General features: G+C 43.0%; 18 protein-coding genes. 13 read left to right on the forward strand and 5 right to left on the reverse strand.

The features are described from left to right. Positions 1-211 precede the first annotated feature (211 nt). On the forward strand, positions 212-1,348 hold the full coding sequence (locus DFP79_RS12845) for a patatin-like phospholipase family protein (protein WP_133504340.1): 1,137 nt from the start codon (positions 212-214) through the stop codon (positions 1,346-1,348). Positions 1,349-1,424: 76 nt separating this feature from the next. On the opposite strand, the gene aceF is transcribed toward DFP79_RS12845, so the two are convergent. The 3 genes from aceF to DFP79_RS12860 all read right to left on the reverse strand — a co-directional run bounded on the left by aceF (position 1,425) and on the right by DFP79_RS12860 (position 7,578). After that, positions 1,425-3,380 (reverse strand): pyruvate dehydrogenase complex dihydrolipoyllysine-residue acetyltransferase, encoded by a 1,956-nt coding sequence (gene aceF, locus DFP79_RS12850; protein ID WP_133504341.1) that lies wholly within the window; start codon positions 3,378-3,380, stop codon positions 1,425-1,427. Positions 3,381-3,478: 98 nt separating this feature from the next. Further along, entirely contained in the window at positions 3,479-6,145 is a 2,667-nt protein-coding gene (gene aceE / locus DFP79_RS12855) for a pyruvate dehydrogenase (acetyl-transferring), homodimeric type (RefSeq protein ID WP_133504342.1), read from the reverse strand. 641 nt (positions 6,146-6,786) lie between these two features. Further along, a complete protein-coding gene (locus tag DFP79_RS12860) occupies positions 6,787-7,578 on the reverse strand; it encodes a hypothetical protein (protein ID WP_133504343.1) in 792 nt (263 codons plus the stop codon). Between the two features lie 149 nt (positions 7,579-7,727). Between DFP79_RS12860 and nadC the strand changes: the two genes are divergently transcribed. The 12 genes from nadC (at position 7,728) to DFP79_RS12920 (ending at position 19,009) form a co-directional block, all read left to right on the forward strand. After that, complete coding sequence (nadC, locus tag DFP79_RS12865; RefSeq protein ID WP_133504344.1) at positions 7,728-8,576, forward strand: carboxylating nicotinate-nucleotide diphosphorylase; 849 nt, start codon at positions 7,728-7,730, stop codon at positions 8,574-8,576. Positions 8,577-8,578: 2 nt separating this feature from the next. Beyond that, positions 8,579-9,775 carry an acetate/propionate family kinase gene (locus DFP79_RS12870; RefSeq protein ID WP_133504345.1) on the forward strand — a complete coding sequence of 399 codons (1,197 nt, stop codon included), beginning with the start codon at positions 8,579-8,581 and terminating at the stop codon, positions 9,773-9,775. A 21-nt stretch (positions 9,776-9,796) separates the two neighbouring features. Next, positions 9,797-11,905, forward strand: coding sequence for a phosphate acetyltransferase (pta, locus tag DFP79_RS12875; protein WP_133504346.1), 2,109 nt, complete (start codon positions 9,797-9,799; stop codon positions 11,903-11,905). Positions 11,906-12,031: 126 nt separating this feature from the next. Continuing rightward, positions 12,032-12,874: a putative metalloprotease CJM1_0395 family protein gene (locus DFP79_RS12880; protein ID WP_133504347.1), complete on the forward strand. Its 843-nt coding sequence runs from the start codon at positions 12,032-12,034 to the stop codon at positions 12,872-12,874. 106 nt (positions 12,875-12,980) lie between these two features. Further along, complete coding sequence (locus DFP79_RS12885; RefSeq protein ID WP_166637703.1) at positions 12,981-13,433, forward strand: pilin; 453 nt, start codon at positions 12,981-12,983, stop codon at positions 13,431-13,433. Positions 13,434-13,436: 3 nt separating this feature from the next. Continuing rightward, positions 13,437-14,396 (forward strand): GspE/PulE family protein, encoded by a 960-nt coding sequence (locus DFP79_RS12890; protein WP_133504348.1) that lies wholly within the window; start codon positions 13,437-13,439, stop codon positions 14,394-14,396. Between the two features lie 88 nt (positions 14,397-14,484). Continuing rightward, entirely contained in the window at positions 14,485-15,471 is a 987-nt protein-coding gene (locus tag DFP79_RS12895; protein ID WP_243730276.1) for a type II secretion system F family protein, read from the forward strand. Then, positions 15,461-16,291: a prepilin peptidase gene (locus DFP79_RS12900; protein ID WP_166637704.1), complete on the forward strand. Its 831-nt coding sequence runs from the start codon at positions 15,461-15,463 to the stop codon at positions 16,289-16,291. Before DFP79_RS12895 ends, DFP79_RS12900 begins: the two co-directional genes overlap by 11 nt. Beyond that, positions 16,288-16,899 (forward strand): dephospho-CoA kinase, encoded by a 612-nt coding sequence (gene coaE / locus DFP79_RS12905; RefSeq protein WP_133504351.1) that lies wholly within the window; start codon positions 16,288-16,290, stop codon positions 16,897-16,899. Before DFP79_RS12900 ends, coaE begins: the two co-directional genes overlap by 4 nt. Beyond that, positions 16,886-17,110 carry a DNA gyrase inhibitor YacG gene (gene yacG, locus DFP79_RS12910; RefSeq protein ID WP_133504352.1) on the forward strand — a complete coding sequence of 75 codons (225 nt, stop codon included), beginning with the start codon at positions 16,886-16,888 and terminating at the stop codon, positions 17,108-17,110. Before coaE ends, yacG begins: the two co-directional genes overlap by 14 nt. 22 nt (positions 17,111-17,132) lie before the next feature. Continuing rightward, on the forward strand, positions 17,133-18,338 hold the full coding sequence (locus tag DFP79_RS12915) for a response regulator (protein WP_133504353.1): 1,206 nt from the start codon (positions 17,133-17,135) through the stop codon (positions 18,336-18,338). Between the two features lie 11 nt (positions 18,339-18,349). Further along, positions 18,350-19,009: a sensor histidine kinase gene (locus DFP79_RS12920; RefSeq protein ID WP_133504354.1), complete on the forward strand. Its 660-nt coding sequence runs from the start codon at positions 18,350-18,352 to the stop codon at positions 19,007-19,009. A gap of 71 nt (positions 19,010-19,080) precedes the next feature. Here DFP79_RS12920 and DFP79_RS12925 read toward each other — a convergent pair whose 3' ends face one another. Together DFP79_RS12925 and DFP79_RS12930 are read right to left on the reverse strand one after the other, a co-directional pair. After that, a complete protein-coding gene (locus DFP79_RS12925) occupies positions 19,081-19,785 on the reverse strand; it encodes a sensor histidine kinase (protein WP_133504355.1) in 705 nt (234 codons plus the stop codon). After that, positions 19,785-21,431 carry a tetratricopeptide repeat-containing response regulator gene (locus DFP79_RS12930; RefSeq protein ID WP_133504356.1) on the reverse strand — a complete coding sequence of 549 codons (1,647 nt, stop codon included), beginning with the start codon at positions 21,429-21,431 and terminating at the stop codon, positions 19,785-19,787. The genes DFP79_RS12925 and DFP79_RS12930 overlap by 1 nt, the downstream gene beginning before the upstream one ends. Positions 21,432-21,455: the final 24 nt, after the last annotated feature.

Genomic DNA, 21,455 nt, shown 5'->3' on the forward strand with positions numbered 1-21,455 from the left:
TCGAACAATATTATATGTCAGGAGACCACTTTAGATCTCTCTTATGCTTTCGAAATACTAAGCGCTCCAGCCAACTACTGACAATTCACCGAAACATCGACGGAACACCTAAAACAAAATAAAAAACATTATTTCTATAAAAAAACGATTTATTGAATCATAATAATTCTAAGTGTTTTTATGATTATTACAGATTAAAAAAGGTGTCGTAATGAGTAATAGCGCACTTATCCTATCAGGCGGCGGAGCCAGAGCAGCTTATCAAGTTGGTGTATTGTCAGCCGTAGGGAAAATGTTTTCTAAAGGGCAGACTCTACCGTTCGACATATTATGCGGAACATCAGCCGGTGCTCTAAATGCCACAATGCTCGCAACATACAGTGAAGACTTTCGACTTGCTACTGGCCAACTGTCCTATGTATGGAAGCACCTGACCCACGATCAAGTCTATCAAGTAAGCCGCTGGCCACTCACATCCTCTCTTACAAAAAGCATCATCTCAGTCTTCAAAAAACAAACGGAAGGAAAAAGCCTTTCACTAATGGAAAACACGCCATTAAAACACTTACTAGAAAGGTATTTACAATTAAACGAAGTAGAAAATTCAATAAATCAAGGAAGACTGAAGGCCTTAGTTATTAGCGCGATGAATTATAGTAATGGAAAGTCTGAGTGTTTTTTCCAAGGTGACGCATCATGCAAAGAATGGCGAAGCGAAAAGCACTCTGGCATAAAGGAAACATTAACCCATAACCACCTACTTGCTTCTAGCGCAATCCCGATTTTATTTCCCGCTCAAAAAATACACAACCAATATTACGGCGACGGTGCTATTAGACAGCGCTCAGCACTGAGTCCTGCTCTAAAACTTGGTGCCACCAAACTTTTTATAATCGGCGTTAGTAGAAATAGGAAATCAGACCATATCCCCCAAAAAAACGATGTAATGGTAGCACCTCCTTCAATCGCCCAGATAACAGGCCAACTTATGAATAGCGCCTTTATTGACAACCTCGAAGACGATATAAAGAGCCTAAGCACTATCAATAGACTACTTTCAAAATCAGATCAAACAGGACAATACGAAAAGTTAAAAAAGACCGAGAGCCTTGTAATATCACCTTCAGAAGAGCTCAACGACATTGCTTTTGAGCACATAGACACCCTACCGAAACCCGTGTACAACGCATTAAGACATTTAGGCGCGAACTCTGATGCCGGAATGGCGACAGCTGCAAGCTACCTACTCTTTTCACAACCCTATCTTAGAGCACTAATTCAACTAGGCTACAAAGACGCCATGTGGGAAAAAGATCGAATCGAAGCATTCTTCCTTCCAAAAAGCTAACACAATTCCAACAAACAAAAAAGCCGCTGAATCAGCGGCTTTTTTACTTCAATACACGCAATCTAAAAGTGATTATTTAAAGCGTCATGCGACGTAAATCACTCAACAATGCATTCAAGAAGGTCATAAAGCGACCAGCATCCGCCCCATTCACCGCACGATGATCGTACGACAAACATAATGGAAGCATAGTACGAGGCTCGAAGTCTTTACCGTTCCAGCGAGGCTCAACATCGGCTTTAGACACACCCAAAATACCCACTTCTGGCGTATTTACGATCGGCGTAAATCCTGTACCACCCATTGCACCAAGGCTGGAAATAGTGAAACAACCACCTTGCATATCAGCAGGTTTAAGTTGCTTACCAAGCGCTTTCTTAATAAGCGCATTTGCTTCAGTCGCAATTTGCTTGATGGATTTCTTATCAGCATCACGCAATACTGGTACAACCAACCCAACTGGGGAGTCAACTGCAATACCAATATGGACATATTTCTTCTGAATAATGTTTTCTCCATCCGCATGAAGAGAAACATTAAACGAAGGATTAGCCACAAGCGCCTGAGCAACCGCTTTAATAAGGAATGGAAGTGGAGTAAGTTTTACACCCTCTTTTTCCATCTCTGCTTTCAAGCCCTTGCGGAACGCTTCTAAATCCGTGATGTCAGCTTTATCAAACTGGGTAACATGAGGAACATTTAACCATGAACGAGTCATATTGTAAGACGTGATCTTTTGGATCTTGCTCATCTTAACAACATCAACTTCACCCCATTGGCTAAAGTCAATTTCTGGCACACGAGGAATACCCGCACCCTCAACTGCCGCAGAGGAAGCCGCTTTGGATACACCAGATTCAGCTTTCTTAACCGCTTCCTTGACGTATGCGTGCAAATCTTCTTTCGTAACTCGACCGCGAGGCCCATTTGCACGAACCAAAGACAGTTCTACACCCAATTCACGCGCCAGCAATCGAACAGCAGGACCTGCATGAACCTTTTTGGAAGGAGCAGAAAGAACCGCAGACTCTGTTGCCACTGCTTTTGGAGCCGGAGAAGCCGCTTTAGCTGGTGCAGGAGCTGAAACAGGTTTAGCAACCTTCGGAGCTTCAGCTACAACAACTTGACCTTCTACCTCAAGCTCAAGAATCAAGTCTCCTTCAGAAACCTTATCCCCTTCCTTGATAGAAATAGACTTAACAGTACCTGATTTAGGCGCTGGAATATCCATAGAAGCTTTGTCTGTTTCAAGAACGATTAGCGAATCGCCCTCAGAGATTGCATCACCTGCAGCGACACTCACCTCTATGACATCAACACCTTCTGTGCCGCCGATATCAGGAACAAATACACTCTCCACACCGCCAGCAATTACGACAGGAGCAGAAACTTCTTCTACTACTTCCGCCACCACCGGTGCTTCAACCACAGCTGGCGCAGCAACTTCTACTACGGATTCAACTGCAAGCGTCAAGATAGCGCTGCCTTCTGATACAGTATCGCCAACATTGATTGATAGGCCAACAACTTTACCTGACATTGGCGCAGGAATATCCATTGAAGCTTTATCTGTCTCAAGGACAATAAGGGATGCACCCTCTTCCACTTCATCGCCAACAGCAACACATATTTCAATTACTTCTACATCTGTAGCGCCACCGATATCAGGAACTGATACGGCTTGTTCAGAGCTTACAGCAGTCGCTGCAGGAGCTTGCTCTACAGCTTTAGAAACCTCTGGAGCCACTTCGACAGGGGCAACAGGCGCTAATGATTCTGCACTGGTCTCAGAACCAGCAACTTCAAGAACCAATACCTCATCACCCTCAGATACAGTATCACCTTCTTTCACAGTAATACTTACCACTTTACCTGCAACTGGTGATGGCACATCCATAGAAGCTTTGTCAGTTTCTAAAACAATAATCGATTGATCTACTTCAATCATGTCACCGACTTGAACACTTACTTCGATAACATCAACATCAGTAGAACCGCCAATATCCGGTACTCGAATAATTTCAGTACTCACGGAATTCTCCTTTGTCTAAAAGACGAATCTTTCTTGGTACAAAACCAAGTCTGCCCGCAATAAATACGGACAGACTTGATCCCTAACTATGTAGTAACCTAAACAGTTACAGGGTTTGGCTTATTAGGATCTAGACCAAACTTAGCAATGGCTTCAGCAACAACTGTCGCTTCAACTTCACCGTCTTTTGCAAGCGCTTCTAGCGCAGAAACAACCACCCAGTAGCGGTTAATTTCAAAGAAATGGCGAAGTTTTTCACGAGTATCACTACGACCAAAGCCGTCAGTACCAAGTACGTTATATGTAGAGCCAATAAATGGTCGAATCTGATCTGCGTACAACTTAATATGGTCAGTTGATGCAACAACAGGTCCATTACCAGACAAACACTCTTCAACGTAAGAAACGCGTTTTTCCTCTGTTGGGTGAAGCATATTCCAACGAGTTGAATCTAAGCCGTCACGACGTAGCTCATTGAATGATGTAACACTCCACACATCGGAGTTTACACCAAACTCTTCAGCCAAGATCTCAGCTGCCGCTTCTACTTCACGCAAGATAACACCTGCACCTAGAAGCTGAACAGAAAGCTTATTGGATTTCTTAGTCTGTGACTTAAGCTTATACATCCCTTTGATGATGCCTTGCTCGACACCTTCAGGCATATCTTCATGCGCGTAGTTTTCGTTCATTACGGTTAGGTAATAGAAAACACTTTCTTTCTCTTTGTACATACGACGTAGGCCATCTTGAACGATAACAGCTACTTCGTAAGAGTAAGTTGGGTCATACGACACACAATTTGGAATAGTACCCGCCAAGATATGTGAGTGGCCATCTTCATGCTGTAGACCTTCACCATTTAGCGTTGTACGACCAGCAGTCGCACCAATCAAGAAACCACGCGCCTGAGAATCACCTGCTGCCCACGCCAAGTCACCAACACGTTGGAAACCAAACATTGAGTAATAGATGTAAACAGGAATCATTGGAAGATTGCTGTTACTGTATGATGTCGCCAATGCCAACCAAGAAGAGAATGCACCTGCTTCGTTGATACCTTCTTGAAGAATCTGACCATCTTGAGATTCTTTATAGTACATGATCTGAGTATGGTCATGTGGTGTGTAACGCTGACCTTCAGAAGAGTAAATACCCAACTGACGGAACATGCCTTCCATACCAAATGTACGAGCTTCATCAGCAAGAATCGGTACAACACGCGGACCAATTTGCTTGTCTTTTACCATCACATTCAATGCACGAACAAACGCCATAGTAGTCGAAATTTCACGACCTTTTGTTCCGGCGATTTGCGCTTTAAACGCTTCTAATGAAGGCACTTCAAGTGCTTCACAGTCTTTTCGGCGAGCTGGGAAATCACCATGAAGCTCAGTACGGCGTGAACGCAAGTACTTCATTTCAGGGCTGTCTTCAGCTGGACGGTAATATGGTAGATCTTTCAGCTCTTCATCACTGATTGGGATACCAAACTTGTCACGGAACTGAGCCAAAGACTCTTCATCCAATTTTTTCGTTTGGTGCGCGGTATTTTGCGCTTCAGCAGCCTTAAACATACCGTAACCCTTGACGGTTTGCGCCAAGACAACAGTCGGTTGACCTTTATGAGAAGTCGCTTCTTTATAAGCAGCATAAACCTTGTATGGATCATGTCCGCCACGATTAAGGTTCATAATGTCGTCATCTGACATATCCTTAACCATTTCTAACAACTCTGGGTATTTTCCAAAGAAATGCTCGCGAGTGTACGCGCCGCCATTTGCTTTGTAGTTCTGAAGCTCACCATCGCAAACTTCATCCATCCGTTTAACCAAAAGACCTTTATCATCTTTCTCAAACAGTGGATCCCAATGACGACCCCAAAGACACTTAACAACGTTCCAGCCTGCGCCACGGAATACGCCCTCAAGCTCTTGAACAATCTTACCATTACCGCGAACAGGGCCATCAAGACGCTGAAGGTTACAGTTAATAACGAAGATAAGGTTATCAAGATTTTCGCGGCCTGCTAACGCGATAGCACCTAATGATTCTGGCTCATCACATTCGCCATCCCCAAGGAAAGCCCATACCTTACGATCGCCGTGATCAATTAAACCTCGGCTATGTTGATACTTAAGTACGTGAGCTTGGTAGATTGCTTGTAGTGGCCCTAATCCCATAGATACTGTTGGGAATTGCCAATAATCTGGCATCAACCATGGATGTGGGTAGGAAGAAAGACCCTTACCATCAACTTCACGACGGAAATTATCCAGTTGCTCGTCCGTTAAACGACCTTCTATGTAGGAACGTGCGTAGATACCTGGTGCAATGTGACCTTGGAAAAACACCATATCCGCCTCTTGCTTTTCGCTAGAGCCTCGGAAAAAGTGGTTAAAACCAACATCATATAAAGTTGCGGCAGAAGAGAAGCTTGTGATGTGTCCACCAAGCGTAGAATCTTCACGGTTAGCTTTCATTACCATAGCCAACGCATTCCAACGAATTATGGAACGAATACGACGCTCCATAAACAAGTCACCTGGCAGAGGCGTTTCTTGATGCGCCGCTATAGTGTTCTTGTAAGACGTTGTAATTGAGGCTGGCATTGGTGTGCCTGCTTTCGCAGCCTCTTTGGTCAAACGATCCAGAATGTATTGTGCACGGTCAGGCCCTTCTTCACGAAGGACAGATTCGAGTGCATCAACCCACTCTTTTGTTTCGATCGGATCGATATCTTCGAGGATATGCTGCTCCGTCATAGTTTTAATAACCCCGCTATTAGAACAGAACTTCAGACTCACACTTCGAGCTTGTAGCTAAAAATATGAGCGATTTAAACAAGCTATGTCTAGAAGCACGCTATACATGCATTCAGGTCAAGAGACTAGTGCGATATACATCTGATAGATGCCTCACCCATCGCAATTATTAGACTCATTCTTTTACCGGAGAGATTTTTGTTATTAGTATTGTTCAAAGGTAAACGAGACCAACCCTAAAGGTTTATAGCTTGTTTCCGTATTTTGGCTTTCGGTTAAAGCCCATTGAGCTCAGACAATATTGTATACCGTTGTACGAAATACCTGTCTTCACAGTTGCGTCCCAACCAAGTATTTGATCAATTATTTTTGTCAAATTAGAGCTCCTTGCCCCCGTCATTTACTCTTTTTTAATTGTGAAGAGCAACAACGTTTTGGTGGTATTTTCCTTTGTTTTAACTTAGAAATTTCGAGCGCTAGGTTAACACCTAAAATTCAAAACGCCTAGTAATCTGTCGCAATAATCCCGTTAGCAATGGCTTTTGGAAGTTATTTTCCGACTCAAATCAAACAATATCAGGTGTTAGAGGCATGAATCCCTCCTGTAAATCTTCGGCACAAACCGCGCACAACAACTCGTATCACAAGACGACATACACTGAAAAACAGAATAAAATAACGTATACCGACCGTATTAATAGCGTCCTGAACGCTTCAAGCTCATTACTACTTTTTTCTGATTCACTGGTCGCTGCGATAACCACACTGATAAAAACGCCTCGCCCATCAAGCAACTCTTTAAACTGAAACTGCTTAAACTCTTGAAAAACAGCTCCGAGACTTCCTGAAACCCCTGTTGTAAGTGCACTTAATATAGCAGCAGGACACTCCACCACCTTCTTAAAAAAGTCTTTAACAAGAATATTTTCTTGAACAGGAGTCGAGTATAGAAATACGTATATAAGAATACCTTCCATACCCAAAAACAAGTAACAAAACAAAAGTACAAATATCGACAAGAAGTAATACGTTAACGTTTTTATCTGAAACTTTGATTGCAACGCGGGCAAAGGCTGCCCTTTATCTTCCACCAATTCATCACCAAAAAGATTCAATACATGAATAAGTTCGTCCCTATTGCGTGTCGAGCCCCCCTGAATTTTTGTCCATAAATCTAACTGCCCCCACGAAAGAAAACACCAGACAAAACCGACACCTGCGAGAAAGTCGACAAACCACAGCCCAAACCACTCGCCAGCTGCTGAGATCACGGCCAGCACACCAAGCAAAACAAAAAACTCGGCCCACACACCATCAACATCGAACTTTTTGGAGATGATCGTCGTTATTTTCCCATACAAAGCAAAGGTTAGCGGAGGCGCACTAAACATTACCCGAATAAGTATTGCCGCAATAAAAAACAATAATTCCATCGTTACTCCATTTAATACTTAGCCAAAAACAATGACATCAAGGAAATTAGGCGTACTTTTTGTAGTTTAGAAACTTAATCTTAACTGACGAAACAAAAATATGTAGTTACAATACGACTTTTTGTTACGCAGTTAAATACGGAGCCCAAATGACATCTTTGGATGCACAGTTCAAAGCAAATCTCCAAGCACAAGTTAAAGAAGCGCTCGCCGAGGACATTCAATCCGGCGACATCACCGCACAGCTGATACCCGAAGAGAACGTCTTCTCTGCCACCGTTATATCGAGAGAAAGCGCTGTACTATGTGGAACACCTTGGGTAACTGAAGTATTCCAGCAGCTCGACAGCAGCGTATCTCTGGAATGGCACTTCAGCGAAGGCGATGAACTTCCCCCAAATACACCTTTTCTTACACTAAAAGGTAATGCGAGAAGTATTCTTACTGGCGAACGCACAGCACTAAACTTCCTCCAAACATTGTCATATACCGCAACCGTATCTCGTCAATATGCAAAACTGGTTGACGACAAAAAACTGTCAATCCTAGATACACGCAAAACGATCCCAGGCTTGCGCCTTGCGCAAAAGTATGCCGTGACAATTGGCGGTGCATCTAACCATCGAATCGGCCTATATGACGCGTTTTTAATCAAAGAAAATCATATTATGGCAGCAGGGTCAATTGGCAACGCCATTGCAAAAGCTGCACAAATTGCACCGGGTAAAACCATTGAAGTTGAAACCGAAAACCTAGACGAAGTTAAACAAGCGGTTCAAGCAGGTGCAGACATCATCATGCTAGATAACTTCAGTTTAGAAGACATGGCCTTCGCAGTTGAGACCTTTAAAGGTCAAGTTCGATTTGAAGCATCAGGCAACATGACCGACGAGCACATTATCGCGGTTGCAAAAACGGGGGTCGATTACATCTCCGTTGGCGCACTAACCAAACACATTAAAGCAATTGATTTATCGCTAAGAGTTGACGAGGAATAGACATGAACAAAAGCGTACTTATTATTAACTGTGGAAGCTCTTCGTTAAAATTTGCAGTGCTTACAACTCCAGGGAATGACGTATTAGTTGAGGGGATTGCAGACAGACTTGGAATCGATGACAGCTCAATTACATTCAAACACAATGGCACTAAAAACACGCTTCCTTTAACAGATTCAAGTCACCGCCAAGCTGTGACAGAAATTAAAAACTGGCTAGACCAGCATGAATCCATCCAAGAAAGTATTGTTGGCATTGGGCACCGCATTGTTCACGGAGGTGAAACCTTTACCTCTTCCGTTATCATCGACGAAGATGTCGTAAAAGGAATTGAAGAGTGCGCCCGCTTTGCTCCATTGCACAACCTTGCGCATATTAAAGGCATTAAAGAATCTCAGAATCTTTTTGAGGGCCTTCCTCAAGTCGCTGTATTCGATACTGCATTTCATCAAACACTGAAAACCGAACAGTTTTTGTATGCGATTCCGATGGATTTATACAACCGTCACAACTTCCGTAAATATGGATTCCACGGTACGAGCTATCGCTATATTTCTCAAGAGTTGGCTCGCGTTGCTCCTGAGAGTGCTTCTCAAGGTGTAATTGTTGCCCATTTAGGTAACGGCGCATCTACGTGTGCAATTCAAAATGGAAAAGCAACCGATACAAGCATGGGAATCACACCTCTTGATGGATTAATGATGGGCACACGCTCTGGCAGTGTTGATCCAAGCCTAGTTTCGTTTATCAGTAACGCTGAAAACATTAGCTGTGATGAAACAATTGATCTACTCAATAAAAAGAGTGGCTTACTTGGTGTGTCGGAGATTTCAAGTGATTGCCGCACTCTTGAGGATGCTGTTTTTGCCGGCGATGAGCGCGCAAAACTTGCATTAGACATGTTCGCGTCTAGAGCGGCGAAAAGCTTAGCAAGCGTGGCAACAACATTAGACACTTTGGATCATGTTGTTTTCACGGGAGGAATCGGCGAAAACTCAGATTATCTACGCGGCAAGATTTGTGAGTCGCTAAGAGCGCTAAATATCACTATTAATTCAGAGAAAAACAGTAACGCACCTCGGGGTGAAAACTGCATTATTTCTGACGAAACTGCGAACGTTAAAGTTTGGATTCTTCCAACGAATGAAGAACTAATGATTGCAATGGATACAATCAGCCTTATTGAACAAGCGCACTAAATATCGAGGACAACAAACACAATGTCTATTAACGTGTTAATGACAGTACCCACTGGACCCGGCGTTGGACTTACTTCCGTATCTGTAGGACTTGTAAGGGCACTAGAACAACAAGGTCTAAAAGCAAGTTTTTTCAAACCTATTGCACAGCCAAGACCTGGTGATGAGGGTCCTGACAGATCCGCAGCTATGGTGGCACAAGGGTCCACACTAACAACAGCTGAATCGATCCCGCTACAAGATGCTGAGCGCTACCTATACAACGACAACATTGACGAACTAATGGAGGAAGTTGTAGGGCGCTTTCAGGATAGCATTGAACAGGACTCAACTGTCATCGTTGAAGGTCTGGCTCAAATAGCTGGACACCCTTATGCAACGCGCTTGAATAAGGCCATCGCAAAGACCTTAGATGCGGATTTGGTTCTCGTGACAGCACCAAACAACATGAGAGTCAAAGAGCTAGAGCATCACGTTGAGATTGCTGCTGGCTCGTATGGCGGTATTAAAGCTGCGGACGTAATCGGGTGTATTTTAAACAAGACGACTCCAGGGTCTCTTGGCGCAAAATCTTACGGCGACTCTTTTGCCCAACGCAGCATATTTAAGCGCAACTTTAAGCTTCTAGGCCAAATTCCGGTCGCAGAAGAGTTGACTTACCCACGAGTGCAAGATGTTGCAGATTTCCTTGATGCGCGCATAATAAATGCTGGGGAAATCGAAACTCGAAGAGTTCAATCCTACACTCTTTGTGCACGTGGCGTCGAAAACATGTTGGAAGCACTTCGCCCCGGCGTATTGGTATTCACACCAGGAGACCGAACAGACATTATCATGGCGACAGCAATTGCCGCACTAAATGATACGAAAATTTCTGCTCTGGTATTGACTGGTGGATACCAACCTAGTGAAGCTCTCATGCAACTATGCGGCAAAGCAATGGCCAAAGGCCTTCCTGTTTTATCTGTTGACTCTAATAGCTGGGATACTGCCATCAACATGCAGTCTTTCAACCAAGAGATCCCACTAGATGACAAAGATAGAATCTTAATGGTCAAAGAGCACATTGCTCGCTGCATCGACCATGAATGGATCAACTCTTTTGCTCGCAATCAGGAAGAGCGTAAACTTTCTCCTCCTGCATTCCGATACCGCTTGATAGAAACAGCGCGTGAACTCAATAAGCGCATCGTTTTGCCAGAGGGTGAAGAGATTCGTACAATTGAAGCCGCTTCTATTTGTGCTGAGCGCGGCATTGCTCGCCCAGTCCTACTTGGCAACAAAGAGCAAATTCTACGCAACGCTCAGAATAATGGCATCGAAATTGGAAACGGCGTAGAGATCATCGAACCCGAAACCATTCGTCAAACCTACGTTTCACCCATGGTCGAAATTCGTAAGCACCGTGGTTTAACAGACATCGTTGCGATGGAGCAATTGCAAGATAACGTTGCCCTAGGCACGATGATGCTACAACAGGAGGATGTTGATGGATTGGTATCAGGTGCGATACATACAACCGCAAACACCATTCGACCTGCACTTCAACTTGTAAAAACCTCCCCGGACGCCTCTCTGGTATCCTCGGTGTTTTTCATGTGTTTACCAGACCAAGTACTTGTATATGGCGACTGTGCAATCAACCCTGATCCAACAGCAGAGCAGCTAGCCGAAATCGCTATTCAAAGTGCGGATTCTGCGACTGCATTTGGTATCACACCAAAAGTTGCGATGATCAGTTACAGCACTGGAGGTTCGGGCAGCGGTAACGATGTCGACAAAGTGCGTGAAGCAACACGATTGGCACAAGAAAAACGTCCAGATCTACTCATTGATGGCCCACTTCAATACGACGCAGCCATCATGGAGAAAGTTGCGAAGCAAAAAGCACCTAACAGTAAAGTTGCAGGCAAGGCAACAGTCTTTATATTCCCTGACTTAAATACAGGTAATACAACCTATAAAGCAGTACAGCGAAGTGCAGACGTGGTCAGCATTGGTCCTATGCTTCAAGGTATCAGGAAGCCTGTAAACGACCTTTCTCGCGGCGCACTAGTCGACGATATCGTTTACACCATAGCAATTACGGCTATTCAAGCCGGACAAGCAGAAGCTAAAGCCAACGCTTAATCACCTGCTACAAGCGAATAAATATAGTTTTTTTATATTTATTCGCTTTCTTTCATATAGATGCCCTTCTGGATATATCCCACCGTCTAGTTTAAAGTAAGAGTCAGCTAGAAATCGGTAACACATATGTCTTGTAGCGTTTCATCGTCTTGTGGCGTTTCTTATTCATACGAAGCTCAATCCCTTCATTCCGCTCGCCAGGAAGATACTAACGCGATTAATGCCCCCGCTGGCGCTGAAGACAACATCGGCCTCAGAGCCTCAAGCGACTATTCGATAACACTGTCTGAAGAATCACAACAAGCCTATAACGAAGACTCTGCTGAGCAGAAGCCAAATGCAGAAGACGCGTCAAGCACCGATACAGTCACTTCTGAAAATACTGAAGAAAGCGAAGAAAACAAAGAGAGCAATCCAACAGAACTAACTGAAGAAGAACAGCAAGAAGTTGAACAACTTCAAGATCGTCATGATGAGGTCGTTACCCACGAGCAAGCTCATGCAAGCGTCGGCGGACAATATGCAGGCGCACCACAGTATTCCTATGAACAAGGCCCCGATGGCCAACGCTACGCAACTGATGGCGAAGTACAAATAGATGTGGGAGAAGTTTCAGGTGACCCAGACGCAACCATTGCTAAAATGGAACAAGTCTACCGTGCTGCCCTTGCTCCCGTAGAGCCTTCCGCAGCGGATCAAAATGTAGCACGTGAAGCGCAATCAAACATAGCCGAAGCGAAAGCCGAAATCGCAAAAGAAGCCACCGCCCCAGTTGATAGCAAGACAACCGAGCCGTCAAACAACACAGAAGAAAAAAGCAATAATAGCAGTACTAACGACAGCGCCTTCCAAGCCGAAGCAGCTAGCCGCTCAGCACCAACCAACAACACCAATTTAAATCAAACTCTATTATCCTCATACGAAAATAGTTACACTACTAAGCAGAGTTCATTTTACGCTTCAGCTTAATGAACTCTCACTCTCTACTTAAAATTGCCTTATTTTGTTTACCTAACTGAGTCATATGGAACTTGATTCAAGTTAAACAAAACATCAGATCTTCATGGAGGAAGAAATGACACGCTGCACTCGCCACATTAATAGTGGCTTCACCCTAATTGAGCTTATGGTCGTTATAGCCATCATAGCGATACTTGCTTCCGCAACTGCCCCATCTCTACAGCGCCATATAACCAAAGCCAAATTAGTTGAAGTGGAATCTTACGCATCAGAACTACAATCTGCCGTAGATGAATATCAAATAAGCCAAAACGATTTCCCAACAAAAGCCACACTCGATCAATACACCAATTCCCATTCAATCGAGCTATTAAAAAGCTATTCCGTAAGTGACGTAGAAGGCTTATCTGGCAGTATTGTTTTGACACTTAATAGCAACCTCAGCATTGAAAGCGGCAGCTATATAAAATACACAAAGAATACTAGTGGCTATTGGGACTGCCTAAGCAATCTTGTAGCAACCATCGCTCCAAGCTATTGCACGCTGAATGATTTGGATGAGGAGTAGATAATGACCCTTGAGCATTTATTATCCGAGTCTCTGAATCTGAGGGCGACAGACATTCACCTACATTCTTGCCTAAATGGAATGACCATCCAGCGACGCATCGCTGGGAAACTAAGTTCAACACATTACAAACAAAATTCTTCAAACCTGATTAATAGAATTAAAGTTCTGGCAAACTTAGAGACATCGGAAACGAAAAAGACTCAAGAAGGACAGTTTTTATTTTATTCAGATGGCGAACAAGTACCCGTGCGAGTCAGCATTATAGCGACTACAAAAGGCGAAAAAGCCGCGCTGCGGCTATTGCCCAATAAGTCTCTCAGACCTATCCCCAAGCTAGGCATGGATTCCTCTCAACAGCATTCATTACTAAACGCCATTAAAAAGCTCTCTGGGTTATGCTTAGTTTGCGGCGCAACAGGAGCAGGAAAGACCACCACATTGTACTCATGCTTAGCGCAGCTGAATAACGGCGAAAGGTCTATTTTTACAATAGAAGATCCGGCGGAATATCCCGTGGAAGGCGCATTTCAATGTGAACCAAACGTAAAAATAGGACAAGGAGCTCAAAGTATCTTGCGCTCTTTTCTACGGCAAGACCCGGATGTCATCATGATAGGAGAGCTTCGAGACACAGAAAGCGCCAGTTTAGCCGTATCTGCCGCATTAACAGGGCATTTAGTGCTCGCTACCGTCCATGCAAACTCTGCAATTGATGTCATTCATAGATTTAAACACTGGGGAGTCGACTATTTTTCCTTTGCGAGCGCATTAAACATTATCGTACATCAGCGTATGACCTATATTAACGAACTTCCCGTTCCTCGCTTCAACCTACTCTCGCCTTCCTGGTCAACTATGCCTTCTGGATATGAAGCCATGCATACTCACAATAATATATGGCAACGCGATGGGGTAACCATTACAGAAAAACACGGAGCCGCAGCCGATGCCTTGGTATAAGGTCAACCATATTAGAAAGAACGAGGACTTAGGTAGTTCGAATTATTCTATTCTATGGTTCGACAACCCGCTTGACGTAAAAACTCACATGGTTTCAAGCAGGTATAGCCATAGGCAATATACTCTACTGAAGTTTAGAAAGCTGTCAGCGAAGGCGCTACATCGACTACTCAAGGAATTTTCACTCGGTTTTCAACAGGGCCTTACTATCAAAGAGACTCTTTGTTCATTGCGAAGTCAACAAAACACTGGATCTCTCACGCCCTGCATTGAAATTGTACTAAGCAGGTTGCAAGCGGGCGCATCATTGAAAGACTCAATTAAGGCAATTTGCGTTAAAGACCTTCAATTTTACACTAATTATTTGATTGACAACTCGACTCACCAGACGACACAAACAATGATAGAAGCCGCCGCAGATGAGCTATCAACATCAATCAAATACAGCCAACAACTATTTCAGGCCCTTCTTTACCCGTTTTTTGTAATACAAGCGTCTTTTAGTGTTCTGATACTAAACTCAGTAATGTTTAGCAAAAATACAGCCCCTTTGCCTATTCTTCCCCTTAGCATGTGGAGTGCCATCACTCTTCTACAAGCCACTGCATTATTCATGGCAAACACTGGTGCAATTCTTCGAACAATAGAAAAGCATTCGACTGCCTTACAACTTAAAGGTCTATTTGGTTTGAGCTCCTGTTTAATCAAGTCAGGCATCCCTACTCATTTAGCCATCAAGTCAGCACGGCAAAACCTTAGATCGTCTTTATTATTGAGTCAGGCTCTCCGCTTCGAGCTTAAAATTAGACAAGGTATTGAAATTCAAAGAGCTTTTCCCAAAGCTTGGTTCGACACGACAGGTTATAGTATGATGGCTAGCTCGCAGACGGGAGACAAAGTTGAGAAAGCGCTCGATCGTGGTTATACATTTCAAACATCGCGTTGCGCCTCCTTAATTTCGTATGTAACCAAAGTAATTCCGGTTCTGTGTTTATTTTTTGCAGGCTGCCTCGTGGGTACAACGATCCTCGAAATATACAGCCCACTTTTGGAAGCAAAATCCATTGGATATTAATGTCGCTCAACTCATTTTGTATATTGCATTTTTGGCAGTTATTGGTAGCGCTATAAGCAGCTTCACATGGCGCTTTCCAATTCGATGCGAAAAAGAGTGGCAACTTGAAGCTCAAAATATACTCAAATCATCAACCCCCTCGGTGAGTGACGATATTCAAAAAGACAGCACTTTACCCCCCTCATTTACATCAGGAAGGTCCGTCTGCCCATCATGTAATCACACCTTGGGGTTTCTTGATTTAATCCCAGTCATATCATTTATTCTGAACAAAGGTCGTTGCCGGCATTGCAATAATGCAGTATCAAAACGATATCCATTTGTCGAATTAGGCTTTGTATTTATTGGCTCTCCCCTAATTTTGCTTGAGCTAGCGCCACTGGAGTTCGTATGCACTTTTCTAATTCTTTTAAGCCTTTTTGTGGCAACAGTTATTGATATTGAAAACAAGTGGATTCCCGACGAGTGCTCCTTGATCGTAATTGCATGTGCTTTTATCCCAGCCATAGTAAACCATCAGCCGTTAGTAGATAACGTACTCGGGCTTATTCTCGGCTACTCTCTTATTTATCTTTTAAGATTTATCTATCTTTGTATCCGAAAGGTTGAAGCCATAGGGCTAGGTGATGCAAAATTGCTAGCAGCAATCGGTGCATGGCTTGGTTTTTCCTACCTACCTTACTTACTAATGCTTGCAGCCACTATTGGAATTCTCTACGCTTTGGTTATGAAAATGAACCGCACTACACAAATCCCTTTTGGCCCTTTTCTCGCAGCGTCTTCAATTAGCCTATATTACGTCATTGGTTTCTTATTATGAGCACTCCCTTTATAGTTGGTCTTACTGGCGGTATTGGATCTGGAAAAAGCACCGTTGCTCTTGAATTTAATAAGCTGGGAATAGAGACCGTGGACGCTGATGACGTTGCTCGGGAAGTTGTTGCGCCAGGCTCAGAAGTGCTGAAAAAAATTGAAATGAAATATGGCTGTGGCATTATTGACCATTCTGGCAGCTTAAATAGGAAAAAGCTTAGAGACATTATCTTCTCAAATGAGGCTGAGCGGCTCTGGCTGGAGTCTGTCACCCACCCCGCCGTTCGAGCAAGGCTTACAGACAAACTCCACAACACGCGATCTGCCTATGCCGTACTTGTTCATCCTTTATTATACGAAAAAGGTCAGGAATCCATTTGCAACCTTGTTATTTCAATTAGTGTACCCGCCAACATTCAAATTAGCCGGGTAACTAAACGAGATGATCAAACTCCTGAACAAGTACAAAAAATACTCGATGCTCAGTACTCTCAATCTGACAGAGACGAGAAAGCAGACTACATTATTAAAAACACTGGAAAAACAGAAGCTTTGGGTGATAAAGTGAAATATGTACATTTGAAAATTTTAGAGACGTTAAATGACCAGCAGTGAATCTACTACGCTAATAGCGTGTCCCACCTGCGGAACAAAATCTCTTTGGTCTACAAAAAATAAATATAGACCGTTTTGCAGTGACCGCTGCAAACTGATTGATTTGGGCGATTGGGCGAATGAAAGCTATGCAATTCCCCAGCAGACTTCAGAGGAAGATGAAATTTTTTCAGAAGACCTTGTAGTACAGCAAAACAGATCATTCCTTTAGTGAGTTGTAGTGAGAATGTTTTATGAACCCTGAAGACTTTTCTAAAAAGAAAGCCCTGTTGATCGAAGATATGGCTGAAGCCAGAATCATGCAGAAGAAGATGCTCACTGACTTTGGTTTTCGCTCAATTGATATTGCGATGAAAGCTGAGACTGCTATTGAGCTGTTAAAAAGCAACAATTATGACATCATTCTTTCTGACTATAACTTAGGTAAGGGCAAAGATGGTCAGCAGCTTCTAGAAGAAGTCCGGTACTCCCACCTGATTCCCAACACAGCTACTTATCTTATGGTGACCGCGGAGACTTCTATAGAAATGGTCATGGGTGCCATTGAATACCAACCCGACGGATACATTACAAAGCCCTTTTCTCAAGCAACTCTTCAGCGCCGTTTAACTAAGCTTATTGACGTAAAAAATAAACTCAAAAAAGTTAATATCGCGTTAGATGCTCAAGATTACTCTACCGCGATTCTTGAAGCGAATAAAGTGTCGAGTGAAGCCCCCTACCTAGAAAGCAAATGCGGTCGAATTATCGGAGACTGTCTTCTAACACTGGAGAAAAACGAAGAAGCCCTAAGCGTATTTGATCGTCATCTGAAAGAACGAAAGATGCCTTGGGCTTTATTTGGGAAGGCGAAAGCTAATTACAATTTGGGGAGACTTGATAAAGCAGAATCTAGCTTTAGGCAACTGATGCTTGATAATAAGTTTTTCGTTAACTCTTATGATTGGCTAGCGAAAACACTTGTCAAAAAAGGCAGCTTGGACGAAGCGCAAACCGTTTTAGTGGATGCAGTCATGCGATCCCCAAAAAATATATTACGGCAGATCGAACTGGGTAAACTGAGTATGAGCGTTGAAGACAGCATGACGGCCGAAATGTCCTTTCGCCGTGCAGTTTATCTGGCTAAACACTCTTGCTTCAATGAAGCCGACATCTATCTTGAACATCTTCGTTCAATCGTCGCTATCGCAGAATCAGGAGAATTTACTCCTCGTCAAAGAGACAACTTTAACGCTACGTTAAAAAAAATACACCAACAATTCTTTGAAGATCCTGACGTAAAGGCTCACACTTACCATTCTGAAATCGCTCTGTACAATGCAAATGGTGATGAAAAAACAGCCAAGCAGCTTTTAGAAATGTGGACAAATGAAGCTGAAAATGGCGTAGCTAGAGAACCTGACGCAGAGTTTAAAAAGAAATTTAGCAATCTTTTCTAAGGTACACTTTTATGAAAAAGATGGACATTAGCACAATCTTGGCAAGTGCAATTCACGAAAGTAAAAACCAAGTTGGTACATTGCTTTATCAACTTCAAAGTGTGAAAGAGATCGCGCAATCCTCCACAGACAAACAAAAAGTCCAGAAACTTGAAGAGGGGCTAAAGCAACTAAATGATGAATGGGTAGAATACCTATATCTCTACAAACTTGCTTCTGACGGGTATGAATTGCATTATGACTATTGTTCATTAGATGAATTTCTTGATGATCAGGTGTTTGCACTCACTCAATCTGCCAATGCCAAAAGCCTCAAGCTGTCCTACAACACATCGCCCGATCTCGTTGCGATATTCGATGAAAGGCTTTTAACGGCCGTTGTCAGCACGGGTGTATACAACGCACTCAGATTCGCAAAAAATAAGATCGAGATTTCCGCCCAAACACACAATGACTATTTAGAAATAGCTATAGAAGACGACGGTAATGGTTTCGACAATCACGAACCAGAAGAAGAAAGCATGATGTTCGATGCAAATACTGGCTTGGGCCTATATTTCACTGAGCTTTCTGCTAAAGCTCACATAAAGTCAGACCGTAGTGGTTATATTGAAAAAGGCTCGTCTTCAACATTAGGCGGAGCACGCTTGTCTATCTTTTTGCCTCAATAGCGACGACAAAGACGAGTTTCCACACGTGAAATTCTCGTGATAAACCACTTAACACCTAGCAAAGTGGTTTATCAAGGCAAATAAATTTCGAAACGCCCTCCACCAAGCAAGCTGGCATTACTTAAGCCAGTCCGACCCTTTTCTTCATGGTTCTTATGGATGTCTAAAATGGCGTTACAATAACACCAAGCTAAGGTTTGCGCATTGGTTTCAGTTGCCTCACTGCCCGCCAGCAACTTTTTAAACTTTTCAAGTATGAAGTCAGGATATCCATCACCATTATCATCAATAACCACTAATACACCATGACCTTCTTTTTCAATACGAACTTGCACTTGATCACGCGTATATCGACTTGCATTAACCAAACCTATGTTTATTACACTTGAAACCAAACTCGCATCAACGTAAGCACAAAGATCTTCATCCCCCGTGACTTCAACGTTAATATTTTTTGTTTTCCAAAGCGTGGAGTTTGCAGCAACCTGCTCTTCAACCAGATCTACGACATAGCTTTCACTCATTTGTATAGTGAGTAAGTCTTTTTCGAGAAGATAGAAGTTTTGAAGCTCTGTTAACGTATTTTGCATTCTAGTCGCTTCGTATTGAACCATTGCCAACGAATGCGAATCGACGTCGGCAGCATTGTCATGTATGACATCTAACGTTTGCAAAACTAAACTTAATGAGTTTTTCATATCGTTGACAGAAGCAGGCAATGCTTCCTTAAATATCGGATACGATACAAACGGTTTTTCGGTAGTTCCCTTAGACATTATTTCACCTCGTACTGGCTCACAATATTTTTAAGACTTTCATAGCGCTTATACTGCTTGTGACTAACTGAAATATGCTCCAATCGGCTCAATGCTTCAGTACATTCGCGTACCATCCTAGCGTTTTTCTCCGAACCTTCCATAAGCCGTAACACACTTTGAACGAAATTTAGATTTAACCCGGGGTGACGTGATGAGAAGCTCAACGCTTCTTTAAATATATCGACAGCTTCTTGATAGTTTCTTTTAGCATAACTTTCCAAAGCTGTTTTATTCAAATCCTTAGCTTTTGCTCGGTCAAATGTAGAAACGGGCTCATCTAAAAAGTCAGATGCTAACTGTCGCAATTCGGGATCAATATCCCGCGAGTCAATCAATTTTGAAAGCAATTTCTGCGATTCATCTTCTTTACCTGCCATATACAATGATTTACCTAGTTCGAGAACAATTTCTGGTTCCTCTAAACTTGGATTTTCAAGCATTTGCTTATTGGCACTTTGAAGACACTTATCCCGTAGCGAGTCACTCCCTTGTGACGCATACAATCGACTTTCGGCAAGCGTTCTGCGTAGCTTTACTTTTTCATCCGTCGCATAGCGCTTCGAGACTTGCCCTAATGTTGACAACGCCTCATTTCCCATCCGTTTTTTTTCACTGGCATTCTCACAAGACTGTACGCTTTCAGAAAGCACGTCGGCTAATCTGATATAATCATCGGGATTTTCATGAATGGAATTCATCCCAAGTTTTAACGTATGCTGACTGGCTTTTAATGCGGATTGAATATCGCCGTTTTCCATACTAACAACCGCCATGTCGCGCTGACGTTTATGTATTCTGGGTGAGATTTTTAGGGCATTTTCTAATACGTCTTGGGCCTCATTGAGCTTTCCTTTTTCTTTTAAGCAGTCCGCCAATAAGTCATATGCAACAATAACTTGAGGAAATAATTGCAACACATGTTCAAGATGTTTTATGGCTTCATCCCATTTCTTTTGTGCAATTGACAGTTTCGCTAACCCCAGCCAAGCCCAGTCGTAATCACGTATTTTTAGCTCCTCATTACAGAGCTGTTCTAGCTCTTGCCAACGATTTAAAGCAAGATAAGCATCAATGAGCGCTTTTTTACACCAAGGACTGTATCTTCCCTCTTCGTCTATATGAGCTTTACACAACGACACCAAGGTTTGATATTCGCCTTTTGAGACCAAGACTTTCATTTTAGAAAGCGCTTTAGATTGGCTGTATAATCGGTGTAGGCGCTTCTCAAGAACGCCTTGTGTAAAAGGCTTCCCAAGATATTCATCGGGCTGAGATTCCATAATTCCCATAACGACATCTCGACTTGTTTCCGCGGATATGGTTACAAAAATGGCATCACTCTTGAGCGAATTTGATTCTCTTAATTCCTCGAGTACCTGCTGCCCATTTTTGTCGCCTCCCAAACGAAAATCACATAAAATTAAATCGTATTTTTTGGCTCGGCACGCTTCAAGAACCGCTTTCCCTGTCGACATAACATCAACATGCGCAACTCCCAAAGTAACAAGCATTTTTCGGATTGACTGCCGGGAGTTTTCAAACTCATCAGCAACCAACGCATGCATCTTTGCATATGGGGATTTTTGTGACGTTTTTCTCGCCAAAAATGAACTCTCAACCAACTTTCT

This window comes from Marinomonas balearica, from assembly GCF_004362145.1.
Lineage (GTDB): Bacteria > Pseudomonadota > Gammaproteobacteria > Pseudomonadales > Marinomonadaceae > Marinomonas > Marinomonas balearica.